14 protein-coding genes are annotated in these 15832 nt (G+C 70.4%); 9 read left to right on the plus strand and 5 right to left on the minus strand.

Features of this window, described 5'->3' with window-relative positions:
- Positions 1 to 75: 75 nt before the first annotated feature.
- Genes Q0568_RS00520 through pdhA form a run of 3 tightly spaced genes read right to left on the minus strand, consistent with a single transcriptional unit; the run spans position 76 to position 3844 of the window.
- On the minus strand, positions 76 to 1716 hold the full coding sequence (locus Q0568_RS00520; protein ID WP_298860518.1) for a dihydrolipoamide acetyltransferase family protein: 1641 nt from the start codon (positions 1714 to 1716) through the stop codon (positions 76 to 78).
- Positions 1713 to 2744 (minus strand): alpha-ketoacid dehydrogenase subunit beta, encoded by a 1032-nt coding sequence (locus Q0568_RS00525; RefSeq protein ID WP_298860521.1) that lies wholly within the window; start codon positions 2742 to 2744, stop codon positions 1713 to 1715. Before Q0568_RS00525 ends, Q0568_RS00520 begins: the two co-directional genes overlap by 4 nt.
- Positions 2741 to 3844 carry a pyruvate dehydrogenase (acetyl-transferring) E1 component subunit alpha gene (gene pdhA, locus Q0568_RS00530; RefSeq protein ID WP_298860524.1) on the minus strand — a complete coding sequence of 368 codons (1104 nt, stop codon included), beginning with the start codon at positions 3842 to 3844 and terminating at the stop codon, positions 2741 to 2743. The genes Q0568_RS00525 and pdhA overlap by 4 nt, the downstream gene beginning before the upstream one ends.
- A gap of 151 nt (positions 3845 to 3995) precedes the next feature.
- Here pdhA and Q0568_RS00535 point away from each other — a divergent pair, with 151 nt between their 5' ends.
- Positions 3996 to 4433, plus strand: coding sequence for an Lrp/AsnC family transcriptional regulator (locus Q0568_RS00535; protein ID WP_298860526.1), 438 nt, complete (start codon positions 3996 to 3998; stop codon positions 4431 to 4433).
- A gap of 109 nt (positions 4434 to 4542) precedes the next feature.
- Here the strand turns inward: Q0568_RS00535 and Q0568_RS00540 are convergent, their stop codons facing one another.
- Together Q0568_RS00540 and Q0568_RS00545 are read right to left on the minus strand one after the other, a co-directional pair.
- Entirely contained in the window at positions 4543 to 5988 is a 1446-nt protein-coding gene (locus Q0568_RS00540; RefSeq protein WP_298860529.1) for an amidase, read from the minus strand.
- A gap of 130 nt (positions 5989 to 6118) precedes the next feature.
- Positions 6119 to 6769, minus strand: a complete 651-nt coding sequence (locus tag Q0568_RS00545; protein WP_298860532.1) for an HAD-IA family hydrolase — start codon at positions 6767 to 6769, stop codon at positions 6119 to 6121.
- Between the two features lie 88 nt (positions 6770 to 6857).
- Here Q0568_RS00545 and Q0568_RS00550 point away from each other — a divergent pair, with 88 nt between their 5' ends.
- The 8 genes from Q0568_RS00550 to Q0568_RS00585 all read left to right on the plus strand — a co-directional run bounded on the left by Q0568_RS00550 (position 6858) and on the right by Q0568_RS00585 (position 15648).
- Positions 6858 to 7964, plus strand: a complete 1107-nt coding sequence (locus Q0568_RS00550) for a DUF998 domain-containing protein (RefSeq protein WP_298860536.1) — start codon at positions 6858 to 6860, stop codon at positions 7962 to 7964.
- 107 nt (positions 7965 to 8071) lie between these two features.
- Positions 8072 to 9142 carry a LacI family DNA-binding transcriptional regulator gene (locus tag Q0568_RS00555; RefSeq protein ID WP_298860538.1) on the plus strand — a complete coding sequence of 357 codons (1071 nt, stop codon included), beginning with the start codon at positions 8072 to 8074 and terminating at the stop codon, positions 9140 to 9142.
- Positions 9142 to 10659, plus strand: coding sequence for a sugar ABC transporter ATP-binding protein (locus Q0568_RS00560; RefSeq protein ID WP_298860540.1), 1518 nt, complete (start codon positions 9142 to 9144; stop codon positions 10657 to 10659). Before Q0568_RS00555 ends, Q0568_RS00560 begins: the two co-directional genes overlap by 1 nt.
- 11 nt (positions 10660 to 10670) lie before the next feature.
- A complete protein-coding gene (locus tag Q0568_RS00565; RefSeq protein ID WP_298860542.1) occupies positions 10671 to 11642 on the plus strand; it encodes an ABC transporter permease in 972 nt (323 codons plus the stop codon).
- A gap of 63 nt (positions 11643 to 11705) precedes the next feature.
- A complete protein-coding gene (locus tag Q0568_RS00570) occupies positions 11706 to 12653 on the plus strand; it encodes a D-ribose ABC transporter substrate-binding protein (protein WP_298860544.1) in 948 nt (315 codons plus the stop codon).
- Entirely contained in the window at positions 12650 to 13633 is a 984-nt protein-coding gene (locus Q0568_RS00575) for a ribokinase (protein ID WP_366941298.1), read from the plus strand. The genes Q0568_RS00570 and Q0568_RS00575 overlap by 4 nt, the downstream gene beginning before the upstream one ends.
- Positions 13630 to 14013 (plus strand): D-ribose pyranase, encoded by a 384-nt coding sequence (gene rbsD, locus Q0568_RS00580; protein WP_298860546.1) that lies wholly within the window; start codon positions 13630 to 13632, stop codon positions 14011 to 14013. Before Q0568_RS00575 ends, rbsD begins: the two co-directional genes overlap by 4 nt.
- 186 nt (positions 14014 to 14199) lie before the next feature.
- Positions 14200 to 15648, plus strand: coding sequence for a glyceraldehyde-3-phosphate dehydrogenase (locus Q0568_RS00585; RefSeq protein ID WP_298860548.1), 1449 nt, complete (start codon positions 14200 to 14202; stop codon positions 15646 to 15648).
- Positions 15649 to 15832 lie beyond the last annotated feature (184 nt).

A 15832-nucleotide genomic window follows, 5' to 3' on the forward strand; every position in this document is an offset into this window, starting at 1 on the left:
ACCCTTCTATTTGCGCCGAGTGCGTCGGAATCCGGGCGAGATCCACGCGTTCGGCGCAAATAGACGGGCCTGTGTTCAGATTCTTCCGTAGGCGCGCAGCGGATGCTCGATGAGTTCGACCACCCGACGCAGGAACCCCGCGGCGTAGCCGCCGTCGCACACCCGATGATCGAACACCAGCGACAGCTGCGCGATGCGACGCGCCACGATCTGCCCGTCGACGACCCACGGGCGCTCCAGGATGCGGCCGATGCCGAGCATGGCCACATCCGGGTGGTTGATGATGGGCGCCGAGCCGTCCACGCCGAAGCCGCCGTAGTTGTTGAGGGTGAACGTCGAACCGCGCAGCGCCTCGGGGGCCGTGCGCCCCGCGCGCGCCGTCTGGGCGAGCTCGCGCAGCGCGGCGTCCAGCTGCTCGAGGTTCAGCTCGTGGGCGCGGGGGATGACCGGCACCATCAGTCCCCGGTCGGTGTCGGCGGCGATGCCGAGGTTCACGCCCTCGACGGTGATGATCTCCGAGGCGTCATCGCTGAGCCGCGAGGCCAGCAGCGGGAACTCGGCCAGCGCGATGAGCGTGAACCGGGCCACCAGCGCCGTGAGCGACGGCGCCTTCCCGCCTTCGGGCGCCATCTGCGCGCGCAGGTTCCACAGCTCGGTCGCGTCGACGTCGACCCATACGGTCGCCTCGGGTATCTCGGCGCGGCTGCGCGACAGCTTGGCGCTGACGGCCTTGCGCAGCGGGCTCATCCGCTCGCGCGAGAGGACCGGGAGGCCGTCGACGAGATCGCCGGATGCCGAGCCGGTCACGCTCGCGGTCCCCGGAGCGGATGCCGAGGCAGAGCCGGGTGCCGCGGAAGGAGCGGATGCCGCGGCGGGGCCGGATGCTGCGGAAGAAGCGGATGCCGAGGCGGGGCCGGATGCCGCGGAAGAAGCGGATGCCGTGAAGCCGTCGACTCCGGCATCCGCCGCCGCACGCAGCACGTCCGCGCGGGTGATGGCCCCATCGGACCCCGTGCCCACCAGCATCCGCACGTCCACGCCGAGGTCCCGCGCGAGCCGCCGCACGATGGGCGACCGCACCGCGACGGGCTTCCGCGGCGCTTCCTTCTCGTCGACAGCACGGGATGTCGCCGGCTGCACGGGAACGTCGCGCGAAGAAGCCGTGCGCTCGGCGAGGTCCCGTGCTCTCGACGGAGATGGAGCGGGGGCGGCGCGGGGGCGACGGCGGCCGGAGCCGGCGCGCTCGGTGGTGCCGTAGCCGATCAGCACGTTGCCGGAGCCCGAGCCGGCGCGCTCCTCGGTGCGGTACGCCTCGTGCTCGATCGTGTCGGGCAACGCGGAGGCCGGCGTCCGGGTCTCCGAGCCCGTCGAAGGGTCGGGTGACGTTTCGCTTCGACTCGCTGGCGCTCGTTCAGCACGAGCGGCGGGCACAGCGTACTGGCCGTCCTGGGAGCCTGAGTCCAGCGACGGGCCGTCCACCTCGAGCACCGGCGCGCCGACGTCGATCACGTCGCCGGGCTCGCCGTGCAGGGCCGTGATGACGCCGGCGAACGGCGAGGGCAGCTCGACGATGCTCTTCGCCGTCTCGACCTCGGCGATGGCCTGGTCGGTGGTGATGGTGTCGCCCACCTTCACCAGCCATTGCACGAGCCCCGCCTCGGTGAGGCCCTCGCCGAGGTCGGGCAGGCGGAACACCCGCGCGGTCGCGGTGGTCATGCGGAGACCTCGTCATCCCAGTGCAGCGAGTCGATGGCATCCAGCACACGATCCGCGTCGGGCAGGTACCAGTGCTCGAACTTCGGCGGAGCGAACGGGGCGTCGAACCCGGTCACGCGGCGCACCGGCGCCTCGAGGTGCTCGAAGCAGCGCTCGGACACCCGCGCCTGGATCTCGCTCGCCACGCTCGCATATCCCGGCGCCTCGGCGATGACCACGGCGCGGCCCGTCGAGCGCACGGCCGCGGTGACCGTCGCGTCGTCGAAGGGGGAGAGGCTGCGCACGTCGATCACCTGCACGCTGCGTCCCTCGGATGCTGCGATCTCGGCTGCCTCCAGAGCGACGGGCACCATGGCGGCATAGGCCAGCAGGGTGACGTCCGTGCCCTCCCGGGCGACGCGGGCGGTGCCCAGTTCCATGGTGACGGACGTGTCGACCTCGCCCTTGGACCAGTACAGCTTCTTCGGCTCCAGGAAGACCACGGGGTCGGGCGAGGCGATGGCTGCGCGCAGCATGGAGTACGCGTCCTGCGGGGTCGACGGGGAGACCACCGTGAGCCCCGGGGTGTGCGCGTAGTACGCCTCGGAGGAGTCGCAGTGGTGCTCCACGCCGCCGATGCCGCCGCCGAACGGGATGCGGATGACGATCGGCATCCGCACGGCACCACGGGTGCGGTTGCTCATCTTCGCGACGTGCGAGACCACCTGCTCGAACGCCGGCAGCGCGAACGCGTCGAACTGCATCTCCACGACGGGGCGCATGCCGTTCATGGCCATGCCGACGGCCGTGCCCATGATCGCGGATTCGGCCAGCGGGGTGTCGAAGCAGCGGTCCTCGCCGAAGCGCTCGGCCAGCCCATCGGTGATGCGGAAGACGCCGCCGAGCGTGCCCACGTCCTCACCGAACACCAGCACCGCGGGGTCCTCGGCGATGGCATCGGCCAGTGCTCGGTTGAGTGCTGCGGCCATGGTCATGGTGCCCACCACGTGGTGCGACCTCTCGATGTCGATGTCGGCTGCGATGGTCATCGCCGGCCTCCTGCCTCGGTGAGCTGCGTGCGTTCGATCTCGCCGCGCAGCAGCTGCCACTGCTCCTCCAGCTGGGGCGAACGCTCGGAGCGGACGTAGCGGAACAGGTCCTCGGGATCGAGGTCGGCATCCGTGTTCAGCGCCTCGCGCAGGGCCGCCGCGATGGACTCCGCGCCGGCCGCCAGCTGCTCCTCGCGAGCCTCGTCGAGCAGCCCGCGCGAGACCAGGTGCGCGCGCAGGCGGGTGAGCGGATCGCGGGCGATCCAGGCCTGCACCTCCTCGCGCTCGCGGTAGCGGGTGTCGTCATCGGCATTGGTGTGCGCCTGCATCCGGTAGGTGTGCGCCTCGACCAGCGACGGGCCGCCGCCGGAACGGGCGCGCTCCACAGCCTCGCCGAGCACGGCCAGCACGCCAGCCACGTCGTTGCCGTCCACGCGCTGTCCCGGCATCCCGTACCCGATCGCCTTGTGCGCGAGCGAGGGCGCCGCGGTCTGGCGCGACAGCGGCACCGAGATCGCGAACTCGTTGTTCTGGATCAGGAAGACCACCGGCAGGTGGAACACGGCGGCGAAGTTCATCGCCTCGTGGAAGTCGCCCTCGCTGGTGGCGCCGTCGCCGCACAGCGCCAGGACGACGGTGTCCTCGCCGCGGTGCTTGGCCGCGTGCGCGAAGCCCGCCGCGTGCAGCAGCTGAGTGGCCAGCGGCGTGGACTGCGGCGCCACGTGGTGCTCGGCCGGGTCGTAGCCGGAGTGCCAATCGCCTTTCAGCAGCACCATCGCGTCGGCGGGTTCCACGCCGCGCGCGATCACGGCCACCGAGTCGCGGTAGGTGGGGAACAGCCAGTCGCGCTCGGCGAGCGCCAGGGAAGCGCCCACCTCGCAGGCCTCCTGCCCGTGCGAGGACGGGTAGACCGCCATGCGGCCCTGCCGAACCAGCGCGTACGCCTGGTCGTTGATGCGCCGGCCCTCGACCAGGCCCTGATACGCGCGCAGGAGCAGGTCGTCATCCGGCATCCGATAGCGTTCGTCGGCGACAACCGCACCGGTCTCGTCGATCAGCGTGACCGGGGTGTCGCGGGGGAGCAGATCATCGTGCTGCATGGGTTCGCCCTCCTTGCCGAACATGTCTGCCCAGTGTGCCTCTGAAATCGCAATCGTCCAATGGAATCCGGTCAGAACTGGATGACTGTACGGCGATAGATGACAGGATGAACGATGTGTCAGCATCCTCTGACGGAACGAAGGAGTTCTCATGACCGTTCTCGATGCCACCGATCACGCGATCCTCGCCGAGCTGCGTCGGGACGCGCGGGTCTCGATGACAGCCATCGCGGATGCCGTGCACATCTCTCGAGCGGGCGCGCACGCGCGCATCAAGAGGCTGACGGATGCCGGTGTCATCACCGGCTACACGGTGCGCACCGACCCCGTGCAGCTCGGCCACCACGCCTCCGCCTACGTGATGCTGGCCATCGAGCAGGCCAGCTGGGTGGAGGTGCAGGCGCGGCTGCGGGCGATCCCCGAGGTCGAGCACATGGCGCTGGTCGGCGGCGACTTCGACGTCATCCTGCTGGTGCGCGCCAGCGATGCCCGCGACCTGCGTCGGATCGTGCTGGAGGACATCCAAGCGGTGCCGTCGATCCGTTCCACGCGCACGACGCTGATCTTCGAGGACTTCAGCCGCGACTGATATCGCGCGCCACTCGGAGCCCGAACGCGGTCGCATCGCCCTTCGCGCGGCGCGAAGGCGACGAGGGACTCGCGGTGGGCGACTCAGCCCAGAGCCTGGAGCGTCGCGGTCATTCCTCCGGGCCGGCCGTGTCGGCATGCCAGATCGGCGGATGCGACAGCGGCCCCACCCGGCGCTCCAGCTCGGCCGCGAGGGCGATGATCTGCGCCTCGCCACCCGGGCGGCCGATGAGCTGCACGCTGATCGGATGCCCGGCATCGTCGACTGTGACCGGCACGACGATCGCGGGGAGGCCCGCGACGTTCACGAAGCTGCTGTACGGCGCGTACTGCACCTGCTGCGCGAAGCCGCGTGCGGCATCCGTCCGGTCGAACCAGCCGACCGGCTGCGGGGGCAGTGCGAGAGCCGGCGTGAGCACGGCGTCGAAGGACGCGAAGGCCTCGATCGTCGCACGCTCGAAGGCGGATGCCGCTGCCAGCGCGTCGAGCACCTGCACGCCGCTGAGGGCGCGGCCCTCGCGCACCAGCCACGCCGTGATCGGCTCGACGATCTCGAGCTGCCGATCGGTGAGGTCCATGCGTGCGGCGCTCATGCGCCACAGCGTCGTGAACAGCGCCGCATAGCCCTCCGGCCGCCAGGTGAAGGCGTCCACGCCGTGCCCGGCATCCGTGAGCAGGGCCGTCGCGACCTCGACGGCGCGCGCGGCATCCGGGTCGAGGCGGATGTCCTCGGCGTCGTCCCACGGCGACACCGTGGTCACGCCGACGCGTGCGAAGGTCTGCGGGGCGAGCGCCGCGTCGAGGAACGGACCCTCGCCGGGAGCGCGGGTCGCGAACGGATGCGGTCGCCCGCCTGCCTGCACGTCGAGCAGCAGGGCGGCATCCGCCACCGTGCGCGCGAGAGGGCCCGCGACCGGCAGCCCGCCCGGGCTGTCGAGACCGGACGCGAACGGCACCCGTCCGCGGGACGGCTTCAGTCCGACGATGCCCACGGTGGCCGCGGGGATGCGGATGGATCCGCCGCCGTCGGAACCCGGAGCGAGCGGCAGCAGACCCGCCGCCACCGCGGCGGCCGCCCCGCCGCTGGACCCGCCGGCGCCGTTGTCCGTGTTCCACGGATCGCGGGTCGGCGGGCCGATCATTGTCTCGGTGTAGCCGGTCAGGCCGAACTCGGGCGTGCTCGTCTTGCCGAGGCTGATGCCGCCTGCCTCGTCGAGCACGGCCGCCTGATCGCCGGTGGTCTCGGGCACGAGGTCGGCGTGCAGGCGCGAGCCGTAGCGGGTCGGCACGCCGGCGCGCGGCACGAGGTCCTTGTCGGCGAAGGGCAGCCCCCAGAGCGCGCCGCGCGGCTCTGTGGGCGCGAGCGACTCCGCACGCACGAGCGACTCCGCACGCGCGAGTGCGGCATCCGCCGTCACCTCGACGAACGCTCCGATCGCCGGGTCGAGGCGGGCGATGCGGTCGAGGTAGTGCGCCGCCAGATCCACCGGCGAGAGGTCACCGGCATGGAGCGCCGCCAGCTGCTCGATCGCGGTGAGGTCGTGCAGCTCGGGCATGGGGCGAGTCTAGGTCAGCGGATACCGCGCGGCGCAACGGCCCCCGTCTGCAGCGGGTGCTGGAGCGCATCCAGCCGGATGCCGTCGTATCGAGGGCGTGTCGGATGCCGGTGGCCGGGCCTGTCGGGGGTCAGGACAGCACGAGCTCGATCCCCTCGGCATCCACTGCGACACTCACGTGCGCGAGGTCGGGCACGCTGAACGTCGCGCCGTGCTCTGCCGCGTGCGCGCCCACACCGATCACGCGCATCCCCGCGGCCAGGCCCGCCTGCACGCCGGCGGCGGAATCCTCGAACACCACGCAGTCCGCCGGAGCGAGGCCCAGCGCGGCGGCACCCTTCAGGAACCCCTCCGGATCCGGCTTGGAGGCCGTCACGCTCTCGGCGGTGATGGCGACGTCGGGCACCACCAGCCCAGCGGCGGTCATCCGCGCCGTCATCAGCGGGATGTTCGCCGAGGTGACGATGGCGTGCGGTGCGCCTTTCAGCGCCTGCAGCAGCGCTCCGGCGCCGAGGATCTCCACGACGCCGTCGACGTCGGAGGTCTCCTGCGCGAGCATCTCGGTGTTCTCCGCGATGTTGATCGCGTGGTCGCGCTCGGGGAGCAGGAGGGCCATGCTCAGGTATCCCTGCCGACCGTGGATCGTGCGCAGCACGTGCTGCGGGTCCAGGCCGTACGGCTTCGCCCACGCCAGCCACAGTCGCTCGACGACCGCCGTGGAATCGACGAGGGTGCCGTCCATGTCGAGCAGGACGGCACGGGTGCGGATGCTGTGGGTCATGGCTTCAGGCTATCCGTCGCGTCCGGCCGGGAGCGTCCGCCGCCGCGGCTAGAGTGAGCGCGGGAGGCGGCCGCCCGGGCCGAAGCGGATGCCGACACTGACGCGGATCATCGCCCAGGTGCTGGACGTCATCCGGCGCCCCGCGCGCACGCCGGAGGCGCTGGAGTCCGTCGCCCTGCTCACCGGCGCTGCGGCCTTCGTGATCGGCTTCCCCGTGTCGTGGCTGATCTTCGGTCGCGCGCACCTGGCGATCACGGGAGCGGGATCGATCGGCTGGTACGCGGCCGTCGGCGGCGCCGTGGTGGCCGTGCTGGCCTTCACCGCCGGACGACTGGCCGTGCGGCGGGCATCCGAGGATCCCGCAGGCGCGGCCGACAGCCGTACCTCGGGCCTGCTGCGCTGGTACGACCTCATCGCGATCGGCGGGGCGTACGCGTCCATCGCTCTGCTGGGCTGGGTCGGCATCTCCGTGCTTCTGGAGCGGAGCTTCATCGGCGCACCGGTGTTCGCGTTCCCCGGTGCGATCCTCGTGGGCGTGGCCTTCGCGCTCACGGCCTATGTGGCCTTCCTGGGCGCTGCGCGCCTGACACCGATGTCGCTCTCGCTCGACCTGGCGGTGTTCCTGGTGGTCGGCGCCTTCGCCGCCATGCTGGGCTCATCCGACCCGACCTGGTGGCAGGACAATCTCTCGTCGCTGGGGCAGACCACCAACTCTGCGGCACCCGCGTTCAACATCACGCTGATCATCTCGGGTGTCATCGTCACGACCATCGCGCGCTTCGCCACGGCCGCCCTGCCGGTCGACAGCCATGCGCAGCGCCGCGGACGAACGCTCATGCGCACCGGACTCGTGCTGGTCGGCCTCTTACTGGCCTGCGTGGGCGTGTTCCCCGTGAACGAGTTCTTCCTGCTGCACAACACGGTCGCCACGGGCATGGCCGTGATCTTCGCCGTGATGATCTGCGCGCTGCCGTGGCTGCTGCCCAGTCTGCCGCGCGTGTTCTTCGGCCTGGGCTACGTCTACGTCGGCGTCATCGTGCTGCTGGCGATCTTCTTCGCCACCGGCTATTACAACCTCACAGCGGTCGAGCTCATCGCGGCCGTGCTGATCTTCAGCTGGATCATCGTGTTCCTGCGCACGACCAGTGCGGCAGCGCCGCGCATCACCGCCCACCGCCCGCCTGCCGTGGGTTGACAGCGCCCGCGGAGGGGATCTATATTGATGGAATCGTTTCCATGGAAACGATTTCATGGATTTCCGGACCTGCTGCACAGCACATCCGCACACGAAGAGGTGAAGCGATGACGACCACGCCGGATCGCGCCGTGACCATCGAAGAGGTCGCCGCTCTCGCCGGAGTGTCGAAGGCCACCGCGTCCCGTGTGCTGTCCGGGCATCCGTCCACGTCGCAGAGCTCCCGCAAGCGCGTGCACGACGCCGTCCGCGAGCTGGACTACCAGCCCAACGCGCAGGCGCGCTCGCTGCGCTCCGCCCGTACTGGGACGGTCGGCGTACTCATCCCCGATGTGCGGAACATGTTCTTCGCCGAACTCGTGCACGGCATCGAGCAGGAGGCGCTCGAACGCGGCTACGTCAACGTGCTCGGCAACGCCGACGAGAGCATCGCGCAGCAGGATGCCTTCCTGGAGGCCCTCATGCGCCAGCGCGTGGACGGCATCATCATCGCGCCGGTGGGTGACGGCGGCGGAGCGATCGCGCGGCTGCTGCGCCGTCGCATCCCCGTGGTCTTCGTCGACCGCGTGCTCGGCGACGCGGCGGGCCCCGCCTCCGCCATCCCGTCCGTCACCACCGACAGCGCTCCCGGCCTGCGCGCGGCCATCCAACGGCTGCACGAGCGCGGGCACCGCCGGATCGGCTTCATCGCCGGTCCGCAGCAGACGTCGACCGGGCGCCAGCGGCTCGAGCTGTTCCGCCGGATCATGGCCGAGCAGTCGCTGCCCGTGCGCGAGGACCACATCTTCACCGGCGACTTCCAACCGGCCAGCGGCGCGGTCGGCATCGACGCGCTGCTGGGCACGACCGAGCCTCCGACGGCCATCATCACCGCCGACAGTCCCATGACGGCCGGAGCCGTCGCGAGGCTGCACGAGCGCGGGATGCGCCCGGGCGTCGGCATCGACCTGGTCTCCTTCGACGACATCGACTGGTTCGCCCTGCTGGACCCGCCGCTGAGCGTGATCTCGCACTCCGCGGCGGACATGGGCAGAAGAGCCGTGCAGTCGCTGTGCGAGGTGATCGACGGCGGCGCTCCCGCGGCGCAGGTGCTGCCGAGCACGTTCGTGGCGCGCGGTCCGCTGACCGTGTCCGCCCCCGGCACGACCCCCGCGCGGAGCGGGCGAAAGGCGCACTGATGGCAGAGCACTCAACGTCGCAGACCGCACCGGTCGTCTCGGTGCGGTCCGTGAGCAAGTCCTTCGGGCCGGTGACCGTCGTCCGTGACGTGTCGTTCGACCTGCACGCCGGCAAGGTGCAGGTGCTGCTCGGCGAGAACGGCGCGGGCAAGTCGACCATCATCAAGATGATCGCCGGCGTGCACGAGCCCGACGGCGGCGAGATCCTCGTCGACGGAACCCCCGTGCGCATCCCGAACGCACGCGCGGCGGAGCAGCTGGGAATCGCCACCATCCACCAGGAGCTGAACCTCGTGCCTTCGCTGAGCGTGGCCGAGAACGTCATGCTCGGCCGAACGCCGGAGCGCTTCGGCATGATCGATCGCCGCGAGATGCGCCGCCTCTCCAGCGCCGCCCTGGATCGGATCGGCCTCTCCGTCGACCCGTCCACGCGCGTGTCCGACCTCGGCATCGCGCAGCAGCAGCTCGTCGAGATCGCGAAGGCACTCAGCGTGGACGCCCGCGTGCTGATCCTCGACGAGCCGACGGCCGCCCTGACCAGGCACGAGACCACGCAGCTGTTCCGCGTGGTCGAGGAGCTCCGTGCGCAGGGCGTCGCGATGCTGTTCATCAGCCACCACCTCGAGGAGATCGCGCAGATCGGCGACAGCGTCGTCGTGCTGCGCGACGGCGAGCGGATCGCCGAGGTTCCGGGCAGCACGCCCGAGGCGGAGCTGGTGCGGCTCATGGTCGGCCGCGACATCGACGACCAGTTCCCGCGCCGCCGACCGACGGGCGTCGAGCGCAGGCCGCTGCTGCAGGTGAGCGGCCTGTCGTCGGCCGGGCGCTTCGACGACATCGACATCACCGTCCACGCCGGGGAGATCGTCGGCATCGCGGGGCTCGTCGGCGCGGGCCGCACCGAGGTGCTGCGCGCCATCGCCGGCGCCGACGGCTACGACGCGGGGAGCGTAGAGGTCGACGGACGCCGGTTGCGCTCGGGCCGGGTCAGGGACGCCATCGCCGCGGGGATCGGCCACGTGCCCGAGGACCGCAAGCGACAGGGGCTCGTGCTGCAAGCATCCGTCTCCGACAATCTCGGGTTCGCCACGCTCGCCTCGACCTCCCGCGCGGGTCTGGTCGACTTCGCCGGCCAGCGCAGGAGGGCCACCGAGGTCGCCGAGAGGCTGCGGGTGCGCATGCACGACATCGGCCAGGAGGTCGGCTCGCTCTCCGGGGGCAACCAGCAGAAGGTCGTGTTCGGGCGGTGGATCATGGCCGACTCCGGCGTGCTGCTGCTGGACGAGCCGACCCGTGGCGTCGACGTCGGAGCGAAGGTCGAGATCTACGAGCTGATGAATGCCATCACCGACGCCGGCGGCGCGGTGCTGATGGTCTCGAGCGAGCTGCCGGAGGTGCTCGGCATGAGCGACCGCATCCTCGTGATGCGCTCAGGGCGCATCCGCGGGGAGTTCCACGCCGACGAGGCGACCGAAGACAAGATCATGGACCTCGCCGCACGCGGCGGGAACGAGTGAAGGACGAATCGATGACCACTGCGACGGCGCCGGCGAAGACCGGCGGGTTCAGCCTGAAGAGATTCCTCGCCGACAACGGCGCGCTGGTGGGGCTGGTGCTCCTCAGCGTGCTGCTGTTCATCGCCACACCGGCCTTCCTCACCCCGCAGAACATCCTGAACATCGGCATCCAGGCGTCCTCCGTCGCCATCCTCGCGTTCGGATCGACCTTCGCCATCGTCGCCGCCGGCATCGACCTGTCGGTGGGATCGGTCGCGGCGCTGGGCGCGATGGTCTCGGCGTGGATGTTCGCCAACGCGAACCTGCCCGGCTGGCTCGCACTGATCGCGGGACTGGCGACCGGACTGATCGTCGGCGCCGTCAACGGCGTCGCCAACGCCTACGGAAAGCTGCCGTCGTTCATCGCGACGCTGGCCATGCTGAGCGTCGCGCGAGGCCTGACCCTGGTGATCTCCGACGGGACGCCGATCAAGACCCCGCCCATCGTGTCGTTCCTCGGCGGCAGCATCGGACCAGTGCCCGTACCGATCCTCGTGCTGATCCTGGCCGCGCTGGTGGCCTCGTTCATCCTCAACCGCACTGTGATCGGCCGCAGCATGTACGCCGTCGGCGGCAATGCCGAGGCGGCCGAGCTCTCCGGCATCAACGTGCGTCGCATCCGCGTGATCGTGTTCGCCCTGTCCGGTCTCTTCGCCGCCGTGGCAGGTCTCCTGCTGGCGGGTCGGCTGGACTCGGCCCAGCCCCAGGCCGCGGTCGGATACGAGCTGGATGCCATCGCCGCGGTCGTCATCGGCGGTGCATCGCTGATGGGCGGCTTCGGCAAGATCTCCGGAACGTTCATCGGCGCTCTCGTGCTGGTCGTGATCCGCAACGGTCTCAATCTGCTCAATGTCAGCTCGTTCTGGCAGCAGGTCGTGATCGGCGTCGTGATCGCACTGGCCGTCGGCTTCGACGTCATCCGCCGCAAGACCCGCAGCAGCTGACACTGCCGCCCCCGCACCTGAATCCCAAGAAATCACCCGACAACACTCAATGAAGGAGTGCATATGAATTCCGTGACCAAGATCACGCTCGCCGGCCTCACGACGGCCCTGCTCGTGGTCGGCCTGGCGGCCTGCAACCGCGGCCCCGCCGCCGACGGCGGTGCGGCATCCGGCCAGAAGATCACCCTGTCGCTGTCGACCTTGAACAACCCGTTCTTCGTCGAGGTGCGCGACGGTGCCAAGGCTGAGGCCGAGAAGCTCGGCGTGCAGCTGGACATCCTCGACGCGCAGAACGACTCCGCGACCCAGGCCAACCAGCTGGCGACCGCCGCCACCAACGGCTCGAAGGCGGTCATCGTCAACGCGGTGGACTCGGATGCCGCCGGCTCCGCCGTCTCGGCCCTGAACAAGGCGGACATCCCGGTGGTGGCCGTCGACCGCACCGTCAACGACGCCAAGCTCGCCTCGTTCATCGCCAGCGACAACGTCGCCGGCGGCACGCAGGCCGCGCAGCTGCTGGCCGAGGCGATCAGCAAGAAGGGCAGCATCCTCGTCCTGCAGGGCGTCGCCGGCACCTCTGCCAGCCGCGACCGCGGGCAGGGCTTCACCGAGGGCCTGAAGGCGTTCCCCGACATCACCGTCGCGGCCAGCCAGACCGCCAACTTCGACCGCGCCACGGCGCTGAACGTCACCACCAACCTGCTCCAGGCCCACCCCGACATCGTCGGCATCTTCGCCGAGAACGACGAGATGGCGCTCGGCGCGATCCAGGCGCTCGGCAGCCGCGCCGGCACCGACGTCAAGGTCGTCGCCTTCGACGGCACCGACGACGGTCTCAAGGCCATCAAGGCCGGCACCATGGTGGGCACGATCGCCCAGCAGCCCGGTGAGCTGGGCAAGCTCGCCGTCGACCAGGCCGTCAAGGCGCTCAAGGGCGAGAAGGTGGACGCCACCGTTCCCGTCAAGGTCGTCTCGGTGACCTCGAAGAACGTGGACGAGTACCTCAAGTGACATCCGATCGACTGGACGACGCCGTGCCGGAGGGAACCCCCTCCGGCACGGCGGCCGGAGGCGTCTGCGTCGTCGGATCCATCAACGTCGACGAGATCGTCGTCGTGCAGCGGCATCCGCGGCCGGGGGAGACGCTGCTGGCTGCCTCATCGGCCGTCGCCCCGGGAGGGAAGGGCGCCAACCAGGCTCTCGCCGCGGCGCGGCTGGGGGCGCGCGTGAGCATGGTCGGCGCCGTGGGCGATGATGGTCGCGCGCAGACCGCACTGACCCTGCTGGCCGACGCGGCCGTCGGCCTGGCAGACGTCGCGCATGTCGACGGGCCCACGGGCATCGCCCGGATCACCGTCGACGAAGGCGGGGAGAACACGATCATCGTGATCCCCGGGGCCAACGCGCGCGTCGATGCCGAGCGGGTCGCGGAGCACTCCGACTCGATCTCGCCGGCGGCGGTGGTCGTGCTGCAGGGCGAGATCCCGGTGGCCGCCTCCTCGCGGGCGGCGGGGCTGGCGACAGGCCGGGTGCTGCTCAACCTGGCACCGGTGATCGACGTCCCCGCGGAGCTGCTGCACGCGGCCGACCCGCTCGTGGTCAATGAGCACGAGGCCCGGCTGCTGCTGGCGCAGCTGGCCGGGGAGACGCGATCGGATGCCGATGACGAGCGCGTCGCGGTCCGACTGCGCGAGCACGGGGTGCGATCCGTGGTGCTCACGCGCGGCGAGCGGGGCGCCGTATGCGCCGACGGCGACGGCGTGACGGCGATCCCCTCGCCACAAGTGGACGCGGTGGACACCTCGGGAGCGGGTGACGCGTTCGTCGGCGCGCTGGCTGCGCGCCTGGCCGAAGGCGATGATCTGCGCACGGCCGCGCGGTTCGCGGCGCGGGTCGGCGCCTTCGCGGTGCGATCCGCCGGAACCCAGCCCTCCTACCCCTGGGCGGGTGATGACCTGCCGTCCGCGGCGGAGGACGGGGGAGCGGCATGAAGCGCGGCGGGATCATCAACGCGCATCTCGCTGCTGAGCTGTGTCGTCTGGGGCACACCGACACCGTCATGGTCGCCGACAGCGGCCTGCCGATTCCGGCGGGGGTCGCGGTCGTCGACCTGGCGCTGGTGTTCGGCATCCCTCGGTTCGTCGACGTGCTCGACGCTCTCCGGAAGGAATGCGTCTTCGAGGGATGCACGGCGGCGCAGGAGGCTCGCGGCACCACCGTGGGCGGGATGATCGAGGAGCGGTTCCCCGGCACGGTCTTCGTGCCGCACGACGAGCTCAAGACGCTCACTGCGCAGGCCAAGTTCGTGGTGCGCACGGGTGAGGCCACGGCGTTCTCGAACGTGCTGCTGCGCTGCGGCGTGCCGTTCTGAGCACAATCCGCGGATTCCGGCGTTAAGAATGCCCGTTCTGTACGCGGCATGCATAGTCGGACCGATCTTGCCTCCCGAAATCCGCGGATTCATGCGCCGGTGGAGGCTAGCCTGGTTACGGCGAATCCGCCTCCTCACCTCCGCATCGTGAAAGAACGGTGCTGGAACACGCTCGCAAGGACGCACATGGAACACGTCGTGACCCACCACGATGACTGGCACATCAACGAAGAGCTCGCAGAGCGGATGATCCCGCTCATCGGCGGCCTGAACCGCAGGCACGACGTGGTCACGTCGTTGCACGGCCACCGGCTGCTGGGACTCTCCACCACCGGCATCCTGGAGGTGCACGAGCGGGTCGCGCAGCTGGGCCACAAGCAGCTGGCGCTCGCCGACACGCTGGCCGTGCTTGAGGCGCTGTGCGAGCTCGGCCCCGGCGCCTCGTCGCTGGACGTTGCGCGACTGGTCGAGGGGCACGCGGCGAGCGGCAAGGAGCTCGACGACTACCTGCGCGATGAGCTCGCCCCGGCGCTCGGCGCCGAGCTCGCCGAGCCCGTCGATGTGGTGCTGTACGGCTTCGGCCGCATCGGCCGGCTGCTGGCCCGCATCCTCATCGCCCACAAGGGCGGCGGCAGCGGCCTGCGCCTGCGCGGCATCGTCGTGCGCCGCGGCTCGGAGAACGACCTCGTCAAGCGCGCCTCGCTGCTGCTGCGCGACTCCGTGCACGGCCGGTTCGAGGGCACCGTCGATGTCGACGAGGAGCACGATCAGATCATCGCCAACGGCACCCGCATCCAGCTGATCTACTCCGACGATCCAGGCACCATCGACTACACCGCCTACGGCATCCACGACGCCATCGTCGTCGACAACACCGGCCGCTGGCGCGACGAGCAGGGCCTCAGCCGTCACCTGCAGTCCACCGGCGTCGCCCGTGTGCTGCTGACCGCGCCCGGCAAGGGCGAGCTGAAGAACATCGTGCACGGCATCAACGACGCGATCATCGAGCCGACCGACCGGATCCTGTCGGCGGCATCCTGCACGACCAACGCCATCACCCCGGTACTGGCGGCCATGCATGAGGCGTACGGCATCGTACGCGGGCACGTCGAGACCGTGCACTCGTTCACAAACGACCAGAACCTCATCGACAACTTCCACAAGGGCGACCGTCGCGGACGCTCGGCGGTGCTGAACATGGTCATCACCGAGACCGGCGCGGCCAAGGCCGTGGCCCGCGCGCTGCCCGAGCTGGCGGGAAAGCTCACCGGCTCCGCCATCCGCGTGCCCACGCCTGACGTGTCGCTGGCCGTGCTGCACCTGACGCTGGAGAACCCGGCCACCAAGCCGGAGCTCAACGACTACCTGCGCCGCGCGTCGCTGCACTCCAAGCTGCGTCAGCAGATCGACTACGTCGAGAGCCCCGAGGTGGTCTCCAGCGACTTCGTCGGCTCGCACCGCGCGGGCATCGTCGACGGCCTGGCGACCGTCGCGAACGACCACGACGTGGTGCTGTACGTCTGGTACGACAACGAGTACGGCTACTCCTGCCAGGTCGTTCGCGTGCTCGAGGACATGGCCGGCACTCACCCCGTGGTGCTTCCCGCGCGTCGCGAGGTCACGCTGCACGCCTGAGTGCTGATCGTCCCCTCTCCGGATTCAGAGATGCCGAGAAGGGGCAGATGGGCCCGGCGGCGATGGCCTGAGAGCCGGAGCATGTCTGATCGGTATCCGCGGCGACCCTGCGAAGACTCAGCCGCCGGGACCTCGGGCCGCTGACCCCGACGCTCGTACTGAGCGAGCGCCAGTGAGTCGAAGT

This window comes from uncultured Microbacterium sp. (genome assembly GCF_937927635.1).
GTDB lineage: Bacteria > Actinomycetota > Actinomycetes > Actinomycetales > Microbacteriaceae > Microbacterium.

Coding starts and splice junctions, on each gene's coding strand:
- Q0568_RS00520 (WP_298860518.1), bottom strand. CDS start 1,716: ATGACCACCGCGACCGCGCGGGTGTTCCGCCTGCCCGACCTCGGCGAG.
- Q0568_RS00555 (WP_298860538.1), top strand. CDS start 8,072: ATGACGACCACGCCGGATCGCGCCGTGACCATCGAAGAGGTCGCCGCT.
- Q0568_RS00550 (WP_298860536.1), top strand. CDS start 6,858: ATGCCGACACTGACGCGGATCATCGCCCAGGTGCTGGACGTCATCCGG.
- Q0568_RS00525 (WP_298860521.1), bottom strand. CDS start 2,744: ATGACCATCGCAGCCGACATCGACATCGAGAGGTCGCACCACGTGGTG.
- Q0568_RS00540 (WP_298860529.1), bottom strand. CDS start 5,988: ATGCCCGAGCTGCACGACCTCACCGCGATCGAGCAGCTGGCGGCGCTC.
- rbsD (WP_298860546.1), top strand. CDS start 13,630: ATGAAGCGCGGCGGGATCATCAACGCGCATCTCGCTGCTGAGCTGTGT.
- Q0568_RS00585 (WP_298860548.1), top strand. CDS start 14,200: ATGGAACACGTCGTGACCCACCACGATGACTGGCACATCAACGAAGAG.
- Q0568_RS00560 (WP_298860540.1), top strand. CDS start 9,142: ATGGCAGAGCACTCAACGTCGCAGACCGCACCGGTCGTCTCGGTGCGG.
- Q0568_RS00570 (WP_298860544.1), top strand. CDS start 11,706: ATGAATTCCGTGACCAAGATCACGCTCGCCGGCCTCACGACGGCCCTG.
- Q0568_RS00565 (WP_298860542.1), top strand. CDS start 10,671: ATGACCACTGCGACGGCGCCGGCGAAGACCGGCGGGTTCAGCCTGAAG.
- pdhA (WP_298860524.1), bottom strand. CDS start 3,844: ATGCAGCACGATGATCTGCTCCCCCGCGACACCCCGGTCACGCTGATC.
- Q0568_RS00545 (WP_298860532.1), bottom strand. CDS start 6,769: ATGACCCACAGCATCCGCACCCGTGCCGTCCTGCTCGACATGGACGGC.
- Q0568_RS00535 (WP_298860526.1), top strand. CDS start 3,996: ATGACCGTTCTCGATGCCACCGATCACGCGATCCTCGCCGAGCTGCGT.